This is a genomic window from Horticoccus luteus (assembly GCF_019464535.1).
Classification (GTDB): Bacteria; Verrucomicrobiota; Verrucomicrobiia; order Opitutales; family Opitutaceae; genus Horticoccus; species Horticoccus luteus.
In genome coordinates this window covers 847,761-869,189 of sequence record NZ_CP080507.1, presented here as the reverse complement: position 1 = coordinate 869,189, position 21,429 = coordinate 847,761, and the positions used below count along the sequence as shown (strand labels likewise).

Here is a 21,429-nt window from a genome sequence, read left to right as displayed (position 1 = left end):
CCTTCCGCCCGCGAAAAAGTGTCGCGACGCCCGCGCCGCTCCTCCTAATCCCCCCGCGATGGCCTCCGCCCGAACCCGCCGGCCCGCGGCCCCCGCCCCCGCCGACCCGACCGCCGCCACTGCCACCGGCACTCAACCCGCCGCTTGGGCCTGCGCGCTCCTCGCGCTCGCCGTGCTGCTCGCCTATCTGCCCGCCCTGCACAGCGGGTTTATTTGGGACGACGACGGCCACGTCACCCGCGCGGACCTGCAATCCTTCGCCGGCCTGTTTCGCATCTGGTTCGAGGTCGGCGCCACGCAGCAATATTATCCTCTGCTGCACTCGGCATTCTGGTTGGAGCATCTTCTCTGGGGCGCGGCACCGCTCGGTTACCATCTCGCCAACATCGCTCTCCACGCCACCGCCGCCTGCCTCTTCGCCCGCGTGCTGCTCCGCCTCGCCGTGCCCGGTGCCTGGTTCGCCGCAGTGCTCTTTGCACTCCATCCCGTCTGCGTGGAATCCGTGGCTTGGATCTCCGAACAAAAGAACACGTTGTCCGCGATCTTCTATTTGCTCGGCGTCCTCGCCTACCTCGACTTCGACCATGATCGCCGGCGCTCGTCCTACGCTTGGGCGGGCCTCTGGTTTGTCGGCGCGCTCCTCACCAAAACAGTCACCGCCACCCTCCCCGCCGCCCTCCTCGTCGTGCTCTGGTGGAAACGCGGCCGCCTCGATTTGCGCCGCGACGTGGGCCCGCTCCTCCCGTGGTTCCTCTGCGGCGCCGCCGCCGGCCTCTTTACCGCCCACGTCGAACGCACCTTGATCGGTGCGCAAGGCGCCGACTTCGCCCTCAGTTTCACCGCCCGCCTTCTCCTCGCCGGCCGCAATTTTTGGTTCTACCTCGGCAAACTCGTCTGGCCCGCGGATCTGATCTTCATCTATCCGCGCTGGTCCATCCACGTGTCCGCTCCCGAACTCTGGTTCTCACTCCTCGCCGCTCTCGCCCTCCTGGCTGCACTGGTGTGGTCGAGCCGCCGCACGCGCGCGCCGCTCGCCGCTGCGCTCCTTTTCGGCGGCACGCTTTTCCCCGCCCTCGGTTTCGTCAACGTCTACCCCTTCCTCTTTTCCTACGTCGCGGACCACTTTCAATACCTCGCCAGCCTCGGTGTCTTCGCTTTGCTCGCCGCCGCGCTGTGGTCAATCACCACCCGCTGGCCCGCCACGGCCCGCCGGACGCTCCTCGCCGCTCTCCCCGCATGTCTCGGCGTCCTGACTTGGCGGCAATGCGCCACGTATCGCGACGCCACCACACTCTACCAGACGACGATCGCGCGAAATCCCGACGCGTGGCTCGCGTATCAAAACCTCGCGGTCATCTACGCCAACGAAGGCCGTCCCGCCGATGCTCTGCCGCTCGTCGAGACGGTGCTGCGTCTGCACCCCGATTATCCCCTCGCGGAGAATAGCCTCGGCGACGACCTCGCGCGGCTGGGACGCTTTTCCGAAGCGCTGCCCCACCTCCAGCGCGCGGTGCAACTCGAGCCGCGTTATTTCCAAGCGTTCAATAACCTGGGTTCCGTCCTCCTGCAGCTTGATCGCGCCGCCGACGCTGTCCCTGCCTTCGAGTCGGCCTTGCGCCTGCAACCCGCTTTCCCCGAAGCGGAAAATAATCTTGGCCAGGCGCTCACTCGCTTGGATCGCGCCGCGCAAGCAATCCCGCATTTCCAACGCGCCCTTCACCTGCGCCCCGATTTCGCGGATGCCGAGCTGAACTGGGGCATCGCGATCATGCTCACGTCCGGCTTCGCGCCCGCTCGCGCGCATTTTGAGCGCGCCGTCTCGCTCGCGCCCGACAACCCGCAACTCGCGGGCACCTACGCTCGCGCGCTGTTGCAAGCCGGTCAGCTCGCGGATGCCGCCGTCCAGCTCGAGACCGTCGTCCGCCTGCTGCCCGACAACGCCGAAGCGCATCTCGATCTCGCGCGCGTCCTGCACCGCCTCGGGCGCACCGCCGAGGCGAACTACCAATTCCAAACCGCAGCGCGCTTGAGCCCCGCCCTGCTGCCACCCGCGCCGTAATCGCGCCGCCCTGCGCCGGGCCGCCCGCGCGTCGCCTCGCTCGCCCCACGGCGCGACGGCGCCATCACTTCCCGTTCGCCGCGACGTCCGCCTTCGTCGGCCGCGCGACCCAGCGCAACGCGAACCCGACCGCAATCAGGATCGCGCCGCCCACCACGTTCAGTGTCGCCGGCGCCACCTCGGTCGAAGGCACAAACCAGCACGCGAGCAGCACTACGCCGATGAGCAGGCTGATGTTGCCGATCACCGCATAAACTCCCAGCGCGCCGTGGCCCTGTGGTCCCGCCGGCTCCGGCACCGGCGTCCGCAAATCGCGGTCGAGCGCGATCGCCGGCGCGCTCTTCGGATCGCGCGCATTCCACCACAGCGCCGAAATCGCAAACACCACCGTGGACGCGATCGATGCACTCAGAATGTTGCGCGCGTAAACGTGCTCCGGAAACGCGTCGATCGCGAGCAACCCAAACGCCGCCGTAAACCCCGCCACGCACGACGCGATCCCCGACCACCACGGCGTCTTCCGATAGATCAAACCCAACGCCACCGGCATCGAAAACCCCGGTCCCGTGAGCGAATAGTATTTCAACGCAAAATCGAACGCGCCGCCCATCGTCGAAATCACAAACGCCAGCACTACCCCGGTCACGCCGATGATGAACATCGTCACTTGCGCCGTTCGCATCTGGTGCCTGTCCGACGTCTCCCGTTTCGTGAAGCGCCGGCGCAATGGCACGTAAACATCCTTCGTGATCGCCGCCGAGAGCCAGTTGAACGCGTCGTTCGCCTGCCCCAGCGTCGCCGACAAAATCGCCGCCACCACGAAGCCCACCATGCCGTGCGGCAGCAGGAACATCGCGAGGCTCACAAACGACGCCTCCTCCGGCGCCTTCAAGTTTGGCCACAACGCGTGCATGTCCGGAAAAATCAAGCGCGAGCCCATCACCGGCAGCACCCACGCCACCGGCCCGATGACCGACAACACCGCGCCCAGCATCGCCATCTTCTTCGCATCCCGCTCCGTCGGCACGCTGTTGTAACGCTGCGCGAAATGCCACGCCACGTTGTAGCCCAGCAACGAGGCCAGAATAAACGATCCCAGAAACCACGGATCAACCGGCTCGCCGCTCGGCACCACCAGTTCGCGCGGCAACTCGGTGAACAGCCGATGCACTCCCGCCATCACGCCGCCGCCGTGGCCCAGATAAGCCATCGAGATCGGCAGAATCATCGCCGACATCGTCAGGATGATCACACCCTGCACCGCGTCCGACAGCACCGCCGCCCACAATCCGCCGACCACGCTGTAAACAATCATCACCGTGCCCACCACGAGCATGCTCAGTTGCAGGCCCGTCAGCGGGAGCCCGAAAAGATGGAAGACCTCGCGATCAAAACCCAGCGCCGCCGAGATGAAGATGCACAAAATATACAACCCCTGCCCGATGCCCACCACCTGCGGCACGATGGCCGTCACCGTATAAAAATACGTCGTCGAAGGCGAATACCGCCGCGTCAAAAATTCCAGCGGCGCCTGGATCCGCGCCCGCCGCCAGATCGCCGCAAAATAGAAATACCCCAGCAGGTAACCCCACACTGCCGACGTAAACAGCAGCAGCGAACCCGACCCATGCTTATACGTGTAGCCCGCCGCCGCCACGAACATGAAAGCCGAAAAACCCGACACCCAGCTTGATACGCCCGCCATGAACCACGGCACCTGCCCGCTCGCTTTGAAAAAGTCGTTCGTCCCCTTGTTTTTTCCGGCCGCGTAAAAGCCGACCCAGATGACGATCACGAAATACAGTGCAATCAGGACGTAATCGATCCCGTTTACCGTGTTGAAGCTTGGCATGGATATAACTTAACCGCCGGACCAACCGCTCAATCGCGCCCGCGCCTCAAAGCGTGACCGCCGGCGCGCCGTCGCCCGTGGCCGCCAGCCGCACATCGATCCGTCGGCCGCCGTGCTCGCCCTGCACCCGCCACGCCCCACCGTCGCGCACGATGCGCACGTCGCCGTGCGCCTCGCCCTTCGGCCGCGCCGTGCAAACCGTGACGATCTCGTGTTCGTTCGCCGCCGCCGACTCGACCGCTGCAAACGGGTAAATCCCGTCCTTCTCTGCGAGCGGGAGCTTGTCCGTTGCCACGGTCACCGCGCCCGCCGCCGCCACGCGACCGCGCAACGACGCCCGCGGGCGCTCGATCAGAAACTCCGAACCGGACGCCGACACCTTCGCGCCCAAATCTTCGTTGTTCGCCTGAAAGTGCAGTTGCACCGTCAGCGGCGCTCCCTTCATCGCGACGCGATCGAAGATCACCACGACTTCCGGTTTTAGAAACACGAGCGTCCGCTGCACCCGCTGCACATTTTCGTTCACGAGCGCGTAGGCATCCGTGGCGTCGCTCGTCACGGTCATCCATCCCTCGCCCGTCCGGAAATCGATCACGCGCGCAAACGCCCACGACGCGTTCGTGCCTTCGCTGCCGTCGTGATATTGATGGCCCTTGCCGTCGATCAACACCGCCGTATGCGCCGGTGTCAGCCGCAGCAGCCAGCGCGGATCGGTCCGCACATACGCCGCGCGAAAAGGATCGTGCAGCAAGCGCTCCCCATGCGCTTTGAAGATAATGCTGTTGCGATCCGCGTGCTCATGATTCGCCGGTCCGCCGCTGCGCAGCGCCAGCACACTGTCCTCCGCCGCCCAGCCCGTCCGCGACACCACGAGATCGTTGCTCATGCGGTGATCGAGTAACGCCGCCTCCGGTGCCGCTGCCTTCACGCCGGCGTCATACCAGATCATCCCGAAGTGAAACTTCGCCTCACCGATGTCGCGCGCCACGAACTGCGCCACCGCATCGTGCTTCGTGCGCTCGACCCACGCCGCCACCGAGACATCCACCGCGCCGTTCGCATCGCCAAAGTTCACGATGTCGTGCTCCGGCTTCACCGTCGGCATCATGTAACCCTTCACGTGCTGGAAATCCTGCACCTTGAGCCCGCTGTCGATCGTCGGCATCGTCATGCTCAACGCGTAGCGCACGGTGCCCGGGTAGTTGATCAACGACCGGTCATCGATGCCCGTCTTGCGCCACAACACCTCGGCAAACATCGCCATGAACAACGTCGTATAGCCCCAGTAGCTCACGCCCTCGTCGTAGCTGCCGTCGCTGCCATACATCGACGAAAACGACTTCGCGCTCGACCGCGCCAGCTCCAGCCATCCCGCCGCCTGCGGCAGCCGGTCGTGAAAATAGCACGCCGCAATACCGAGCGCCCCGGTCGGGATGATCCGTAAATTCGTCGCCGCGAGAATCAACGGCCAGCGTTTCAAATCGATATAGCGAAACTCATCCACCTCGCTCCGCGGATTCCATTCCCAGCCTTTCACGCGGTCGGGATATTTCATCCCATACACGCTCGTGTAACTCGCCGGCACGCCCTTCGCCACGACCGCCTGCTCGATCTCCTCACGCTCCGCCGCGCTCAACCCATCGCCGAGCCACTCGATCGCAAAGAGCAACGCCACCGTCGCCTCCGGCGCGCGCTGCAGACCAATGATCTGCCGCCCGCCCTCGATGAAGTTGTCCCAATCCGGATAATCCAACAGCCGCCGGATCGCCAGCCGTGCGAGCTTCAGTTGCGCCGGATCGCGATTCACGACGTAGATAAACGACGCGCGCTCCAGAATTTTTTGCACGTGCAACATATCTACGACGTGATTGTGCAGCCGCACATGGTGCTCGAGAAAATCGGTGTCGGCCGCCATGTCCGCAGCGAGCATCGACTGCCAAAGCGCCGCAAAACGCGGATCGGTGGTATTGGCTCGGATGCGCGGCAAATCCGCGTCGTCGAACAGCAAGCCGCGTTGCGCCCCTGCGGGCGCCGCAGCGGAGGAAGAAGCGGGGGTAGTCATGGCGGAAAGCCGGGCTGAGAGCGGCAACGAAGCCGCGAGCAGAGAAGTCGTTTGCAGGAAGTTTCTGCGAGTCTGCTTCATAAATTGCGCGGGACGGCACCGGTTCATCCGCTGTCGCCCGCGCCGACCCTACGACCCGACTCCCGCCTGTCATCGCCAAAAGTGCCCCGCGCCGATCTTTCTTCCGGAATAATCAACCCGCCTCTCACTGTAACATCGGCATTCCTGTCTGTGATCCTTCGTTTGAAAGAGACCTTACCGCCTGTAGTCTGCCGCGAGCCCGAAGCCTTCGCGCGAATCGCCCCCGCTCACCCGCAACGGAGGCCGTAAGACTTTCGTTCCCCTATGCCATTTTTCTACGCGGCGAGCGCGTAGGTCCGCTCATCGTAGCGGAAGCCGTGAGGCTTTTGTCTCCGCTCGCCTCCGCCGTCCGCCGTGGCACAGGCACTCCGGCGGAGGATCACGAGTCAAGACAGGTGTCTCTCGCTGCCCGCGCGCCTGGCCTTGGTCATTCCGCGGCGTAGTGTGGGAAGTCAAGACCGGCGGATCTCTGCCTTTACCGAGGGTTTTTCGTTCAACCTAAAATGGCATTACGTCCTTGATTGACGCGATATTACGCGACAGACATCCGCCCATCATAAATGGGCGATTAACCTGCTAGCCGGTGCCGCCCTTCTCGTTGCGACGGGGCGGAGCGAGGTCCAGTTGGCGAGGGACACCGGCGGGCCGATCATTCGCGCTTTTACGGAAAGGGATTTGCCGACCAATCCGCATACGCGAGCGGTCGCCCTCCATCCGGCGGGCCTCGTGTATGTCGGCACGATCGAGGGCCTGATCGAATATGACGGCGTATCTTGGAGACTGATTCGAGGCACCGAGGGCATGATCGTGCATAACGTCGCGGTGACGGCGTCCGGGCGGGTCTTTTTCTCCGGCGCCGGCGTCTTTGGCCTGCTGGAACCTGATCCACACGGCATCTTGGTCGCACGCCTGCTGCAGGGCGATTTACCGGCCGCCTACCGTGAGGTCGGGCACGTCCTGCACCTGGTCCTGACGGGCGAGGACGCGTGGTTCGCCACGCAGGGCCTGCGCCCGGCGATTGTCCGGGTGGACGTCCGCGACCGCGTCACGGTGATGCCGATCGACGGAGGCTGCACCTCTCTCTTCACGCACGACGGCCGACCGTATTTCGTCACGCGCGCCGGGGTCTGGCGCATCGAGGCCGGGGCGACCAGGCCAGTCCCGGCCTCAGGCGCCGTGCGAACAGCGGGCATCGTTTCGCTTTGGCCGGGAGCGAATGGCGCGACTTGGATCGTGTGCGCCGATGGTCTGCACAACTGGATCGGAGACGCGGCACGGCTGGTCTCAGAAGAGGTGCGCAACGCGCTGGCGGGCGACCGCGTGACCGCCGGCTGCCCGGTGCGCAACGGTGTCTTTCTGCTCGGGACGGACGCAAACGGTCTGCTGCTGGTAAACACCGCCGGCCACATCTTGAGCCGTTACGGCCGTGACGACCGCTATGTGCCGACCAGCGGAAAGATCTCCTCGCTCACACCCGACAGGGATGGCGGCGTATGGATAACGCATTACGGCGGGGTAATCCGCGCCCAGTTCGACGGGCCGACCTCGCTGCACGTCTCGCCCTCGGATCTGCACGGGCGGGTGGAGGCATTTGCGTTTTATCAGGGCCACCTGTACGCCGCTACGACCACGGGGGTGCTGGCGCGGGACGAGGCGAACGGAAGATTCACCCTTCTGCCGCAGGGCGGGATGGACGCCTGGGCGCTGGTGCCGACCGAGGACGGGCTGATCGTGGCGGGCGACAACCTCCGGCTGCTCAAGTCGGACGGCCGCGTCGAAATGATCGATGAGCGGCGGCTGGGTTTCCGCGCCGCGCTGCGGCTGCGGCGCGAGCCCGACCGCCTCGTCGCGAGCACCGGACCCGACGGGTTGTTGCTGCTCTATCGCCAGGAGACTGGATCCGACGGCACCAGACATTGGCGTTTCGAGGCCGAGGTGCCGGGCGTGCGCATGCCACTATATCCACTCGTCGAGGACGAAGCGGGCTGGCTGTGGGGCACGCGCAACCGGCTGGAACTGGTGCGCCTGGACTGGCGCGGGGGCGTGCGTCTCGACGCGAAACCGGAGCGTATCGGCCCGGAGCGGGGCCTGCCGGAGGCGGAGAAGCCGACGTTTCGCGTGTGGATTTTCGCATGGAACGGAAGCGTGGAAGCATGCAACTGGCAGGGCATCTGGCGCCACGATCCCGCCACGGATCTTTTCCGCGCTGAGGATCGTATCGCGGGCCTCGACCCGAGCCGGTGGTCGAGAGCGTTTCCCTTGGCCGACGGATCGCTCTGGATGGCCAACACGCGGATCGAAGACGCGGCGGCCCTCGCTCGCCGCACGGGTCCGGACGCCTGGCGATTCGAGACACTGCCACGCAATGGACTTGAGTCGATCCGGCCCACGGCGGTGGGTGACGACCCGGCCGCCGACGCTTGGTGGATCGGGTATCTGGGCATCGCAGCGACAAAGAAGGATTGGCACGGGGCCATCCCGCCTCCGCCCACCGCCTTCGTGCGGCGCGTCGAGACGGCCGCGGGCCGCGTCGTCTGGGGTGGCGCGGGGAAAGTCCCCGGCGGCACGCTGGGTCCGAACGAGAAGTCTGTGCGTTTCTCGTTCGCGGCTCCGTTTTTCCAGACGGACGGCAACGGGCGGGTCAACGTGACCTATCGCACCCGTTTGGACGGCATCGATTCCGACTGGTCGGCGTGGGGGGACGGGGCGCGACGGGATTACTCCAGCCTGCCTCCGGGAGCCTTTCGATTCCGGGTGCAAGCGCGCGACGACGCGGGACGCGCGGGCAGCGAGGCGGTGTTTGCGTTCACGCGGCTGGCGCCGTGGTGGCGCAAGCCCTGGGCCTGGTGCGGCTACGCCCTGTTGGGTGCGGCGGGAATCGGCGGGATCGTCCACCTCCGCACGCTCCAACTGCGGGGACGCGCCGAGGTCTTGGAGAAAGTCGTGGCGGAGCGCACCGCGACGCTCCTCCTGCAAAACGAGGAGTTGGCGCGCCTGCACAAGCTCGAGCTCGACCAGAAGACGGCCGCGCGCCTGGCCGAGGAACAAGCCCGGCTCGAGACGCTCCGCTACCAGCTCAACCCGCACTTTCTTTTCAACGCGCTCGCGTCGCTCAACGCCACGCTGCCGGCGAACGCAGGCGCCGCGCGTTCGATGCTGACCCGCTTGTCGGAGTTTTGCCGCACCACGCTTTACCGCGACGACGAGCGGGAGCGCACCACCGTTGGCGAGGAATTGCGGCAACTCGGCGCCTACCTCGAGATCGAAAAGACCCGCTGGGGCGATCGGCTGGAAATCATGATCGATTGCCCGACCGAACTGGAAAAAATGCCACTACCCCACTTCCTGCTCCTCCCGCTGGTCGAGAACGCGATCAAATACGGCCACGCCACCAGCGAAGATCGCATCGGGGTGCGAATCGAAGTCCGGCGCGCGGGCGACGCCATCGACCTGCTCGTCTCCAACACCGGCCTGTGGATCGAGCCCGATGGCAAGCCCCCGGAGCTGCCCTCGCTGGGCATCGGCCTGAAAAACCTGCGGGAACGTCTCGCGCGGTATCAGGCGCGAGCTTGTGTGCGTCGCCAAGGCACCTAATGAGCGTTTGTCTCTCATAACTTAATCTATCCATCCGCTGTCCAACGGACGGGTCCACCTCTCCATCCGCTTCCTCAACAACGCCCGACACTCCGCCGGTCACGCGATCCGCTACGACGGCGCGAAGGAACGGTGAGCTGGCCGCAGTAGCCCGAAAACCGTCGAGAGCTTACGAATGAACTCTACAACCTCTCCGTAGTCACTTTGAGAATAATTCGGGCTCTCTGTTGGGCGATTCGAGCGGGAGGATATCGTGCGTCTTCGGGCTGTGATCTCTTGCGACTACGTCAATAAAACGCCCCTGAACTGCAGCAAGGTATCGCGATGATTCTTTTTCCACAGAGTCCCGAAATTCCCGTGCTACAGTCCCCAGCTCGACAGAACTTGTGAACGTGGCCGCCTGTAGTCGCCGATTTATTGCCCGTGCAGCGCCTAGGCATCCGGGGTCTTGATATTGAGGCAAAGTCTCCATCGCCTTTCGAAGCACCGACGGGTCTATTGTCTTTGCAGTATCGAGTCTGGAGATAATCAGGTTCAACGTCGTGCGCAACGCGAGTCTCCGGTTGCCGCATTTCACCGCGCGGTCAATAGCGGTCGAATAGTATTCTAGACCCTTAATCTGCGCACCCTCCGCCATCAGTAGTAGTCCATATGTAGCAGCTGGGGCGATTTCCTCTGGCGCATCCGCGAGGTGCTTAATCGAGTTAAAGTGTTTTCTAGCTGAAACCGCATCGCCGTTTCTAAGGTACGCGAAGGCTAGATTATTTAGAAGTAGTGAATCCTTGGGATTAGCTCCGAGGCCACGTTCACCAGCTTCAATCGCGAGGTCGAATCGCTCTGCCTGACATCCAGCAATGGTCCCCAAGACGTAAGGAGATTTTGAATAAGGTTCTTCCAATGCCCATGCAGTGCTTGAGGCATACGCACCCTTAAAATCTAAAAACGCGAAGCGCAGCCAACCCAAGGCTTCGTTACTCTGAGTGAAGTCGAACCTACGATCAGCGGCCAGCCCCGGGATTTGCTCGCGAAGAATCCACTGACTATGCGCGATGACGGATTTAGTCGGATCAACCCAAGCATGCCGAAAGAATTTCTTTGCACGCTGCTCCGCCCCGTTCAACACCTCCAGCGTACCTATGGCCTCCAAGGTCTCAGAAAAGACGAAAGGCTTGTCCGCCGCTAGCGCGGCTTCTCCGGCCGCTTTGGTGCTCTTCGGCATTTTTTTCAAATAAGTCGCAACGCTCAGTAATGGACCGAAAATCAATGGGTCTGGATTGATCGCGTGCGCGCGCGCTGCGACACGGAGAGCCTCATCCCACTCGTCGTAGTGAATATAAAACCGCACTGCGGCACGAATAACAAAACGGTTAGATGGCGCTAAGTGCACCCCCACCTTGATCGCCCTCTCGGCTTTTTTCCTTTGGCCGAGGATCGTGTACAATCTCGCTTGCTCGATCCACGCGATCGCGTCGTGTGGAAAGTCCTGCAATCGGGCCTTTCTGCTTTGGATGGCGGCACGCTCGCTCAATTGACTTACGGCGACCTCCCCAAGAATCCGCCGGGCCTGTCCGTGCGCAACCTTCCCAGCTATCGGCTCAGTCAAAACATACTCCGCAAGCCACTTCGCAGATGTCTTAAGTCCGATGACATCCGCGACGCCCATCAGCTCTGTGCCTACGAAAACAGATGGGGCCTGTTTAAAATCATCTAACGATTCCTGAAATGCGATCCTCGCAGGACCGTAGTCAATCACCGGCCCAGGGACAGGGAACGTCGTCAGCTCTCTGGTTTGAGATGCCACCCTGAACGGCAGCCACTGCGGAACGACATATTTGTCGCCGAGACCTTGGTTCATGGGATCAGCCGCGCCTTGTTTGCGACGCGGTCAGCAGTCGTGACAATTCTTTCCATAGAATACCGGTCTCCGCTGGCTTGAATCACGGTCTTGGGATGCCCGCGCTTCAATGGTTCGGGGTGACAGAGAAAGAGTATCATCTCCCTAACGTCGCTCTTAACTACGTCCGGCAAGCTCGCCACGATGTCGGCAACCGCATCAATAGTGGCAGTGTGAAGCGCCGGTAGAGCAGCATTAAACCCACCGGTCCAGTTCATCGGATGATAAGCGGCCGGCAATTTAGTCAAAATCAAGCTGAAGATATTAATCTTGCAGACGAGAAATGCCAATACCCCTCCTAACATGTAAAAGTCTGCCGCCTTCTGCCGAACTGTGGGATCAGGCTCGAAGTGATTATAGTGAAACTCAATGGGCATGTAGTCCGTGTCGCCCCAGTGATTAGCACCAGAGAACATCGCGCGTGAACCGGAAACGGTAGCGCGACCCAAGTCGGCGATTTTTGCTTTTGTGCCTGCCGCGATCAGCACGTTAGATGGTTTTAGGTCTTGATGGATGATGTTGATCGAATGGAGTTGCTTTAGGCCTACGCAGACTTCGTGGAACACTCGCAGCGGCCACGTCACCCCAGCGGCGGCCATCTTTGGGTGACGCCGAACATCTCCTTCCTTGCACAGCTCGAAGATCAAAAAGGGGATGTAGTATGGATCGCTAGGGTGGCGATATTCGCCCTCTTCTATGGCAACCACCACGCGATCAAGACGTTTGGTGTCACAAGCCTCAAGCAGATCGACCTCATGCTCAAAATTCTCGGTTATGTCCTGCAGTATCTCATTTCGCCTCTTTCCCGTGGGCAAAAACATATTCATCGCATACCCGATGTTTATCGCCTTCAAGAATGCATCGCGCCCGTCTTTATGCTGGACAAGGTAGGCTGAAGAAAATGCACCGCCCGTGCCGCCGAATTTCGAGATTTTCTTAGTTACGATCCAACCGTTCAAGTCATGCCCTACGAGATTGCTAGCTAGGTTGCTCATTCAGAGACTGGTAGTTGAGGTGAGTTAGCGGAGAAGAGGTCAAGTTAACGGAGAAGAGGTCAGGCTTTGTTGTTTGTAGTGGGAATGCATCGCACCGAAGTGTCAGCTCGTCCTCGCGCCATGATACCGCGCGATCGCTACGGCTGCGTAGCTGCCGATTTCGTCGCCGAGCTCGGCGGGCACAACTCGGCAATCGCGCGCACTGTCCGGCAACGCTTCTCTTACGATCACTTCGTTCATCGCGGGCACCAGGAACTTTTCGCACCGCGCATAGATGCTCCCAATCACGATTCGCTCCGGGTTCAGCAGGTCGATGAACCACGCCAGCGCCTCGCCGAGCCGCGTTCCGACGTCGCGCCAGATCGCCAGCGCCAGAGCATCGCCCGCTTCCGCCGCCAAGCCCACCGCGCGCGCCGTGATTTCTTCCCGTGGGAGCGTTTGCAACTGGCTCTGCCCTGCCCATGTCCGCACCCGTTCGCGCGCGAGTTGCGCGATCCCACCACCCGAACAAAATCCCTCGAACGATCCCGTCTTCCCGTAACCGACCGGCCCGTCGGGCGCCATGCGGAGGTGTCCGACTTCGCCGGCGTTGCCTGTGACGCCTTCATACAGTCGGCCGTCGAGAATCAGGCCCGCGCCCATCCCCGTACCCATGGTGAGAAACATCATGCTCTGGCAGCCGCGCCCCGCGCCAAACTGCCACTCCGCCAGCGCGCACGCATTCGCGTCGTTCATCAGAAACGCACGCCCGCCGAATCGCTGCGTCAACTCCATGCAAATCGCGATGCGATCCCATCCCGGCAAGTTTGGCGGCGAGAGAATCAACCCGCGTTTCGCATCCAGCGGTCCACCGCACGAGACGCCGAATACAGCATCCCGCGTTGGCGCGAGCTTCGCGATCTCCGCGTAAATCCGCTCCAGCGTGGCGCGCACGTCCGTCGTCGCGAATCGGGCCACTTCTTCCACGCGCCCGTCGCCCACCGGCACGCTGAGCGCGCATTTCGTCCCGCCAATATCAACGCCAATGATGTCGTTCATTGCACAATATAAAACGGCCCTGGCAGCTTGAATGTCCGCTCCGCAAACCCACCCTCGAGGTCACTCACCTGATCGCCGATATTCGCGATAATCGCGTAGCCGCTCTCCATGATCCGCCGTCGTGTGGCCGTCTTGAACTCACCGGTCGTCTGGCTCGTCCCGGGCGGCTTCAAGATCAGTTCTCGAAAGTCACCGCAGCCGATCGCCGCCAGGTTCTTCAACGTGCCCGGACGGTCCGACTCATGGCGACCTGTGAGGAAGAAAACCTCCACGCCCAGACGCCGCGCCGTGCGATACACCTCGACCACGGGCGCAATCGCCGGACCTTCCCCGCGATCGACCCACGCGTCCCACAATTTCGGCACATAACCGAAATCCATCGCGCGCATGTGCGGCAAATTCGAGATGATCGTCTCATCGATATCGAACACCACCGCGAGTTTTTCCCCCGCCCTGCGTCGCGCCACCCGTGCCTCCACCGTCCGCACGGCCTCCGTGGCCACCGCTTGCACTTGGCGCTCATACTGACCCGACTCCACATATCCCACCACGGCCTTTTTCGCCGTCGTCAGGTTGAGCGGCTCCGTCGTCGGCGTCGCACAGCCGGCCAAGAAAACGGCCAGCGCACCAGCCAGGGTGAGGGATAAACGACGAATCATGCGCGGCCACGCTGAGACCAAATCGTCGGCAGCACAAACGTGTTTCGGCCTGCCTCGACTGAATTGCGGGCCCCCAGGCGGATTTGCTCCGGCCTCGAACAACAAAAGGGACACGCAGCCTTCGCACCCTCCGTGCGACTCCAGAGATTCCACTCATTCAATTGCCCGGTACGTCTCGCCAACGCCCTGCGCCCAACCTACACCGTCCGTTTAAATGGTTAAAATCCGACTCGGTCCGGTCTTTCTCACGTCTGCTTCAGCTTCCTTGGCGCGCCTAGCGGCGTCGGCGACGGAATTTTCCCGCGCGAACAGCCGGTTCGCAATGGTCACGCTCGCCGCCATGAAATCTTTTGTTCTCGTCACTGCTCTGCTTCTCGGCGCGCCGATGGTGCGTGCCGCCGACGCTCCGACGTCTCAGCAACTGCAAACGCAACTTCAAGAACAGACGGCATCCATTGACGCCTTGCAAAGGCAGGTCAAGGAAACCGACGTCGGAGACAAGGCACAATATACTTACTACCAATTGGCTTTGGCCTACCAGAAGCGGGCGCTCGTTTATGAGAAGCTTAAGCAGTGGAAAGATGCTGCCTGGGATTGGTATTTGGCCGACGCCATGCGCTTTAAGATTTACGATGGGAAATATAAAACTCTCATCAACGGAGAGGCGATGATCCGGACAAACCAAGCCCGGGACCAACTCCGGGCGGGAGATTGGGACGGCGCGAATCGCTCCATGAAAGAGGCGCGGCGCGGCAAAGGCTGGGAGTCGCGTCACGCTCGCCAATGCCTGGTCGGCGCGCTTGTGCACCTTTATTTCAACCGGCCTGACGCGGCGCTGGCGGACGCACTCGATGCAAAAGCGCGCGCTCCCAAAGAAAGTGCAATTTTGCGCGACGCCTATGTCGCTCTCAGCCTCGCCTACTATCAAAAGGGTGACTTGGAGAATACGCAGACAACCTGGGCCGAAGTCCTCAAACTCGACCCAAAGTTCGCGGTCGTAAAATTCTTTTCGCCAGACGGCGCGCGCCGCAATGCCGCCATCGCGCAAAACCCCGACGACGCCGACGCCTGGCTGGAGCGGGGTCGCTACTACCTCCGCTTCGGCGATCTCTTCACCAAACCCAAGAGCAAAGCCATCGAGGCACCCGGCTCCTCGCTCCCCCAACCCGACTCAGTCCAAAATTTTACCGCCTCCGATGCGTACTTTTGGAATGCCGCGCAACGCGACTTCACCCGCAGTGTGACATTGAAACGCACCCCCGTGGCGCTGGCGTTGCGGGCGCAAAGTCTGTACAAACTCGAAAACGCGCCGGCGATCAGGAAAGAGGGCCTTCATCCACCCGGTTTAAGCTGGACGGAAGACGAGAGAGCCGCCGTTGCGACGGGCGCGGACAATTTTGAGGCGATGGATGCCCTGCGCGAACTCTATCAATATAAAGCCGACCAAATCCGAGCTGACGGCGGCCGCGCTCGTCTGCGGCGCGCGGCGCAAAAACAGGCCAACTCCTATGCGTCGATGGCGCTGCTGCATCACCCCGCCGACCCGATGGCTCCGGTCGCGTCCTTCCAGCTGGAGGAAGGCGCCGACGATTTGATTGAAGCGACCCGAGGTGCAACGCTCGATCGCCCTGCGGCGACCGCCCGTGAGTGGAAGGAGTTGGGCAATGAGTATCGCCGTCGAGGCGATCTCTATAATGCGCTGCAATCCTACGAACAGGCCCTGAAACTCGACCCGAAGTACGCCGACGCCCAGAGCAACGTCGGCTCCATCTATAGCGACGCCGGCGACTACCGCCGTGCCATTCCGGCATTTCGGGCCGCCATCGCACTTGAGGCCGGCCATGGTGTGGCGCACTTCAACCTCGCCAGTATTTTGCGTACAATGGTTTTCCTTCCCGACGCTTTGGTCGAAGCCGAAGCCACGGTGAAATACGCCTCGCCCGATCTCGCCGCGGTGGCGCTCGGCGCGCGCGGCAACATTCGCTATCTCCTGCAGGATCGCGCCGGCGCGCTCGCGGACTGGCGTGCAGAAGTCGCGCTCGACCCCCACCAAGCGCAAGCTTGGCGCGCCATCGGCAAAGTGAGTTTAGGCGACGCCGACTTCGCTGGAGCGCGCGAAGCGTTTGCCAAAGCGGTGCAATTGCAACCGGACGATCCTTTCGCAAAAATCCTTCTGGCGACAGTGCTCAATATTGCCGCCTTTCAGGAAGCGACCCAAGCGCAGGGTAAAACCATCGACGCGACAAATTCCAGCGCCCGAGAAATCGTTCACCCCGAAGCGGCCAAGCTCCTGGCGGGCGTTCACCTGCGAAGTCGGGCCGAGTGGGAAGAGTTGCTCCATTTGTGGGACGAACTGTTTGTGGACACCGCCATGGGTAGAAACGAAGGTCTTCGGCCATTGGCCGATAGCGGCAAGATCGTGCTGCGCACCGTGTATAGTGAAAGGAAACTAGCGGTCGACGAAGCGGACTAGCCGTCGTTTTCCGGCATCAGCCGCCCTTTCTTGCGTCAATCGCCATCCCGCGACCCGGAGCCAAGATCGGCAAGGCGCAAGCGCCATCGGCCTACGCCGGGGTCGGCCGATGGCGCGCTGTTCAGTAAGCGAGCTCGACCATCTGGTGACTCGTGAATTCCGGGATCGTGAACGCCACCACGCCCTCCGCCTGCGTGAAGGCCAGCTCGCTTCCCTCGGGCACGAGACGCGCGCTCTTCACTTTGCGCGGCAACTGCAACGCCACCTCCGTATTCCGCAGCGGGATGAGGTCCTCGATGATCTCTACATTCTTTCCCGCGAAGGTTCCGCGCACCGCCGTCGGCGCGTAGAGCACGTGCGCCACGTAGCGTCGCTCTTTCGGCTGCTCGAGGACGTTGACGCGCGCGGTCGTCGGCAGATTGGTCGCGACGGGCAGCTTGTCATCCAGGAGGCGATGCAGCGCCGCGTTCACAAAATCGCGATACAGCGGCTGACCGCTGGCGCGATACTGCGTGAAAATATCGTGCGCGAAATACGCGATCTGTTTCCCCAGCACTGCCGCAGGACTGACCGCGCCGGGCGCGTCGGGTGCGTGTTGGTGCGAACAATAATGCTCCCACGTCCGGTTGAAATACGACTCGCGCCGCTCCGCCAGCACGCGGGCCGTGGTGGGCTTGATGACGTAGGCTCCGCCCGCGATCACGATGGCGGACTTCACCGGCACCTCGGGCGTCAACGTCGTCGCCAGAAGATAGTCAGGATCGTTGGCGGAGCGGCCGAGCAGCTTCGCTCCAGGATCCACCGCGAAACTCGCGTGCGCTTCGTCGAGCAGCGCCGTCCCCGCGGCGAGGATGCGGCCACCGCGGGCGAGAAACGCCTTCGTCTTCGCCGCCTTCGCGGGCGTCATGACAAACTTGTCGGGCAGCACGACGACGTCGAAGCCCGCCCAGCTCGCGTGTTCGTCGAGCATGAGAAACGGTTGGTGCAGCTCGAGCAGCATCCGGCTCACGCCCTCGTCCGCGAGCGCCGACTGCGCGTGGCCGCCGCGCCAGCGCTCTTGGTTGACCTCGCAACTCACGAGCGCAATCCGCGCGACGGGCTTCACATAGTCGCACCACGGCTCCTTGCGTTCCACTTCGGCGTAGGCGGCGCCGATGAGTTCATACGTGTCCCGGTTCATCTCGCCGTTCGGGTGCAACTGGTCGCCGATGCTGCACTTCGCGCCGTAAGCAAGCATGGCGCTGCACTCGTAACGTAACGCCGCCGGGCGCTTGAAGCCGCCAAACTCGCCCCACGTGTTGTGAAACTTCCCCGTCATGCCCAAAAAATCCCATTTTTGCGTAATCGCGTAGCGCGCGGACATCGGGAAGTGATCGTAGCCCCAGCCGCCGGTCGGCAGCGACTCGAGTTCAAGATGCGAATTGAACGCAAGCGCCTTGCGCGCACCGAGCGAGATATGGCCGGAGTTGTGGAAGACGGGAGTATCCTTGCGCACCGACTTCACCGCGGCGTTGGCCGCGCGAAAGTAACGATAAAGCACATCCTCCGCGTAGCGCTGCACGTCTGCGTCGAGCTCGGGATTGTAGCCGGCGCGCTTCATTTCCTGCAACGCGTCGTCGCTGTAGTCGCGTTGCGTGCCGATGATATCGAGGAAGATGCCGTCGTTGTCCGGCCAGCGCTCCACCACTTCCCGAATCTGCGCGCAGAGATAATCGAGATACGGCGAATTGAACCGCAGGATCCGCCCAAACCAGTCCACCTCGAGCGGTTTCCAATTCACGCCGTCCTTGCGCTTCACGACCCACGTCGGGTGGGCGAACGCCGCGAGTTCGTCGAGCCCGGCGCTGAGATAAATCGGGCAGCGCACGCCTATCTCGCGGCACGCGTCGATCTGCCGGGCGAGTAGATCGAATTTCAGATGCGGGTGCATCCGGCCCACCTTCGTCGGGTGGTAGCTCCAGCCGTGGTGGCATTTGGAGAACACCGTGATCGAGTTCACGTGGCCGACTTTCAGGGCCTCCTGAAACTGCCGCTTGTCAAACTCCGAGCCGATGCCGGGGATGAGGCCGCTGGTGTGGAAATCGAGATGAACTTGGCGGAAACGAAGATGGTGCATGGGGAACACCAGCCGGTAACGAAAATTGGCGCGCGGGCGAAGTGAAATCGGTCCGCGCACACCAAATGCATGCAGCCGCGTAAGAGCCCGCTTCGCCGACCGCCGGAAACCGGAGGGGAAGTCGGCGTAAACACGTGCGGTTATCTCCGAAAAAAAACAGCCCGCCGGTGAAGGCGGGCTGGACAAGACGTGGTCAGCCGGAGTCGGCCGAGGAAGCCTGACCGAGGCGTTACGGGATCGCGTAGATTTCGACAATGGCCTCGCCGGTGCCGCCATCGGCGCCGGAAACTTGCGCGGTGTAGGACGTGCCCGCCTGCACCGTGATGACCATCGCGGAATCCTTGCTGTTCTCCTGCAGCGGAAACGCGCCCACTTCGGTGAACGTGGCCGCTAGGCTGGCGTCCCAATTGTCGTTGGTCGCGACGACGGTGGCGCCGTTGAAGATGACGAGCTTCGGATCAGCCAGGGTATCCGGGACGCCGAAACCGCCCAAGGTCGGGCCGACGGCGCGGATCAACACCTGTTTGGTGCCGGTGCCACCCACCACGAAGCCCGCGATGAGAATGTCGTTCGCCGTGCCGACGTGGTAGCGAGCGGACAGGTTGACGAGCTTGCGGCCATCGTTGGCGCCGGCGTCGTAGCCTTCCACGAGGATGGTCCCGGTGCCGGTGCCGCTGGCCTGCGCGGTGTGCGGACCGTTGATGGACTGTTCCAGCGCGGCATCCTTGCTCCCCACAACGAAGTCGAAGGCACCGAGTTCATGGAAGAGCGGAGCGAGCGAACTGTCCCAATCGTCGTTGCTGCCAACGAGGTTGGCGCCCGCATCGAAAAGGTTGATCCGCGGATCGCCAACGCCCGTGAGACCGAAGGCGTTCAAGGCCGGACCCGCTGCGCGGACGAGCACCGGTTTCGCGCCGCCGTCGATCACGAAGCCGACGATCAACGTCTGGCCCTGAGTCATCGTCGCGCGGACGGAGAGGTTGGAGAGATAGCTGCTCGGATTGACCGAGAGAATGGCGGCTGAGCTGGTCACGGTGCCGGCGGCGTTGGTCACGCTGACGGTGTAACTGCCGGCATCCACCGTCGTCGGGGCAGCAATCGTGAAGTTCGCCGTCGTGGCGCCGGCGATGGCGACATTGTCTTTGTACCACTGATAGGTCGGCGCCGGCGTGCCGGAAGCGGCGGCGGTCAGCGTGACGCTTTGGCCTTCGGTCACGGCGGTGGTCACAGGCTGCGTGGTAAAGGTCGGAGCGGTCGCAATCGTCAGCGCGGCGGCGGCGCTTCCAGTCGTGCCGTAGGCGTTGCTGACGTCGACCGTATAGCTGCCAGCGTCACCTGCCGTCGTGCTCGTGATCGCGTAGGTGGCCGCGGTAGCGCCGCTCAGCGCTGCACCGTTTTTCTTCCACTGATACGTGAGCGTGCCCGCGCCAGTCGCTGCCACGGTGAAGGTCGCGGGCTGACCGGCGACAATCAGTTGCGTGGCAGGCTGCGTGGTGATGACGGGGGGCGGCGGGTTGACGGTGATCGTCAGCGTCGAAGCGGGGCCTGTGCCGACGGCGTTGTTGGCGCTCACCGAAAGCACGAAGGTGCCCGTCCCGGTGGGCGTGCCGCTGAGCGTGCCCGCGGTATTGACCACGCCAGCCGGCAGAGCCCCGGTGACATTGTAACTCAGAGGCGAATGGGTCGCGCTCAAGGCAAACGGCGCCATCGCCTGGTTAACCGTCAAGGCAAGCGTGGCGGCCGAGTTTATTGCGGACACGCCGACTTGCAGGGTGAGGGTCGCGGGGAGGCTTGTGCCGTAGCTGTTGGTCGCGGTCAGGTTCACGGTGTAGAGACCGCCGACGGTGGGCGCGCCGGTGATGAGTCCGGTCGTTGTATCTACGGAGAGTCCAGGCGGCAACCCGTCGGCCGCGAAGCTCGACGGCGTTTGCGTGGCTTGGATCTGGTAATTGACGGCGGCGTTAACGTCCGGCGAGAGCGTGCCGCCGGTGACAACCGGCACGGGGCCGGCGGGAGCGATCGAGAACGTGAGCGTGGTTTCCGCGCCCGTGCCAAGATCGTTGTTCGCCGCCACGGCGACCGTGTAGGAACCCCAGACCGTCGGGGTGCCCGAGATGGTTGCGACGTTATCAAACGAGAGGCCGGGCGGGAGCGTGCCGACGTTGTAGCTGGTCGGCGCGGGATTCGCCGCGAGCGTGTAAGTGAGCGGCGTGCCCACGGTGCCGCTCGCAGTGCGCGTGCTCGTGATGACCGGCGTGCCCGAGGGCGGCGCGATCACCAACGTGTAGGCGAGGTTGTCGGTCGTGACCGGCGTCGTGGGATACTGCAGCGAAATGTTGCCGCTGTAGCTTCCTTGGGCCGCCGGCGTGCCACTGATGATTCCGGTGGCCGCGTTGATCGACACGCCCGAAGGCAGTCCCGTCGCACCATACACGGTGCCATCGGGCGGCGTCGACGAGAGGTGCGTCGGCACGTCGAAGCTGTAGGTCACGCCCGACTGCCCGCCAGGGAGACCGTAGGGCGCGGCGGCTCCGACAAGGGCCGCAGCCAGGAAGAACACGGCCGTCAGCAAAAGACGGCGCACAGGGAGGTGTTTCATGGGAGGA

At 62.9% G+C, this 21,429-nt stretch carries 11 protein-coding genes; 3 read left to right on the top strand and 8 right to left on the bottom strand.

Going from position 1 to position 21,429, the window contains the following annotated elements; all coding sequences use genetic code 11:
• Positions 1-58: 58 nt before the first annotated feature.
• Entirely contained in the window at positions 59-2,059 is a 2,001-nt protein-coding gene (locus tag K0B96_RS03370; RefSeq protein WP_220163856.1) for a tetratricopeptide repeat protein, read from the top strand.
• A 64-nt stretch (positions 2,060-2,123) separates the two neighbouring features.
• Here the strand turns inward: K0B96_RS03370 and K0B96_RS03365 are convergent, their stop codons facing one another.
• Together K0B96_RS03365 and K0B96_RS03360 are read right to left on the bottom strand one after the other, a co-directional pair.
• Positions 2,124-3,911 (bottom strand): sodium:solute symporter family transporter, encoded by a 1,788-nt coding sequence (locus K0B96_RS03365; protein WP_220163853.1) that lies wholly within the window; start codon positions 3,909-3,911, stop codon positions 2,124-2,126.
• A 46-nt stretch (positions 3,912-3,957) separates the two neighbouring features.
• Positions 3,958-5,973, bottom strand: a complete 2,016-nt coding sequence (locus tag K0B96_RS03360; protein ID WP_220163851.1) for a heparinase II/III domain-containing protein — start codon at positions 5,971-5,973, stop codon at positions 3,958-3,960.
• A gap of 756 nt (positions 5,974-6,729) precedes the next feature.
• Between K0B96_RS03360 and K0B96_RS03355 the strand changes: the two genes are divergently transcribed.
• A complete protein-coding gene (locus tag K0B96_RS03355; RefSeq protein WP_220163850.1) occupies positions 6,730-9,648 on the top strand; it encodes a histidine kinase in 2,919 nt (972 codons plus the stop codon).
• A 199-nt stretch (positions 9,649-9,847) separates the two neighbouring features.
• Here the strand turns inward: K0B96_RS03355 and K0B96_RS03350 are convergent, their stop codons facing one another.
• The 4 genes from K0B96_RS03350 to K0B96_RS03335 form a co-directional block, all read right to left on the bottom strand.
• Entirely contained in the window at positions 9,848-11,503 is a 1,656-nt protein-coding gene (locus tag K0B96_RS03350; protein ID WP_220163849.1) for a tetratricopeptide repeat protein, read from the bottom strand.
• Positions 11,500-12,537, bottom strand: coding sequence for a protein kinase domain-containing protein (locus K0B96_RS03345; RefSeq protein ID WP_220163848.1), 1,038 nt, complete (start codon positions 12,535-12,537; stop codon positions 11,500-11,502). The genes K0B96_RS03350 and K0B96_RS03345 overlap by 4 nt, the downstream gene beginning before the upstream one ends.
• A 102-nt stretch (positions 12,538-12,639) precedes the next feature.
• Positions 12,640-13,575: an ROK family protein gene (locus K0B96_RS03340; protein ID WP_220163847.1), complete on the bottom strand. Its 936-nt coding sequence runs from the start codon at positions 13,573-13,575 to the stop codon at positions 12,640-12,642.
• Positions 13,572-14,234, bottom strand: coding sequence for an HAD family acid phosphatase (locus K0B96_RS03335; protein WP_220163846.1), 663 nt, complete (start codon positions 14,232-14,234; stop codon positions 13,572-13,574). Before K0B96_RS03335 ends, K0B96_RS03340 begins: the two co-directional genes overlap by 4 nt.
• A 340-nt stretch (positions 14,235-14,574) precedes the next feature.
• Between K0B96_RS03335 and K0B96_RS03330 the strand changes: the two genes are divergently transcribed.
• Complete coding sequence (locus K0B96_RS03330; protein WP_220163845.1) at positions 14,575-16,707, top strand: tetratricopeptide repeat protein; 2,133 nt, start codon at positions 14,575-14,577, stop codon at positions 16,705-16,707.
• A gap of 121 nt (positions 16,708-16,828) precedes the next feature.
• Here the strand turns inward: K0B96_RS03330 and K0B96_RS03325 are convergent, their stop codons facing one another.
• Both K0B96_RS03325 and K0B96_RS03320 read right to left on the bottom strand, forming a co-directional pair.
• Positions 16,829-18,823 carry an alpha-amylase family protein gene (locus tag K0B96_RS03325; protein ID WP_220163844.1) on the bottom strand — a complete coding sequence of 665 codons (1,995 nt, stop codon included), beginning with the start codon at positions 18,821-18,823 and terminating at the stop codon, positions 16,829-16,831.
• A 229-nt stretch (positions 18,824-19,052) separates the two neighbouring features.
• Entirely contained in the window at positions 19,053-21,422 is a 2,370-nt protein-coding gene (locus tag K0B96_RS03320; protein ID WP_220163843.1) for an immunoglobulin domain-containing protein, read from the bottom strand.
• Positions 21,423-21,429: the final 7 nt, after the last annotated feature.

Excerpts from the sequence above, each read along its gene's own strand:
- K0B96_RS03320 (WP_220163843.1), bottom strand. The coding sequence starts at position 21,422 with ATGAAACACCTCCCTGTGCGCCGTCTTTTGCTGACGGCCGTGTTCTTC.
- K0B96_RS03370 (WP_220163856.1), top strand. The coding sequence starts at position 59 with ATGGCCTCCGCCCGAACCCGCCGGCCCGCGGCCCCCGCCCCCGCCGAC.
- K0B96_RS03340 (WP_220163847.1), bottom strand. The coding sequence starts at position 13,575 with ATGAACGACATCATTGGCGTTGATATTGGCGGGACGAAATGCGCGCTC.
- K0B96_RS03365 (WP_220163853.1), bottom strand. The coding sequence starts at position 3,911 with ATGCCAAGCTTCAACACGGTAAACGGGATCGATTACGTCCTGATTGCA.
- K0B96_RS03330 (WP_220163845.1), top strand. The coding sequence starts at position 14,575 with ATGAAATCTTTTGTTCTCGTCACTGCTCTGCTTCTCGGCGCGCCGATG.
- K0B96_RS03360 (WP_220163851.1), bottom strand. The coding sequence starts at position 5,973 with ATGACTACCCCCGCTTCTTCCTCCGCTGCGGCGCCCGCAGGGGCGCAA.
- K0B96_RS03325 (WP_220163844.1), bottom strand. The coding sequence starts at position 18,823 with ATGCACCATCTTCGTTTCCGCCAAGTTCATCTCGATTTCCACACCAGC.
- K0B96_RS03350 (WP_220163849.1), bottom strand. The coding sequence starts at position 11,503 with ATGAACCAAGGTCTCGGCGACAAATATGTCGTTCCGCAGTGGCTGCCG.
- K0B96_RS03335 (WP_220163846.1), bottom strand. The coding sequence starts at position 14,234 with ATGATTCGTCGTTTATCCCTCACCCTGGCTGGTGCGCTGGCCGTTTTC.
- K0B96_RS03345 (WP_220163848.1), bottom strand. The coding sequence starts at position 12,537 with ATGAGCAACCTAGCTAGCAATCTCGTAGGGCATGACTTGAACGGTTGG.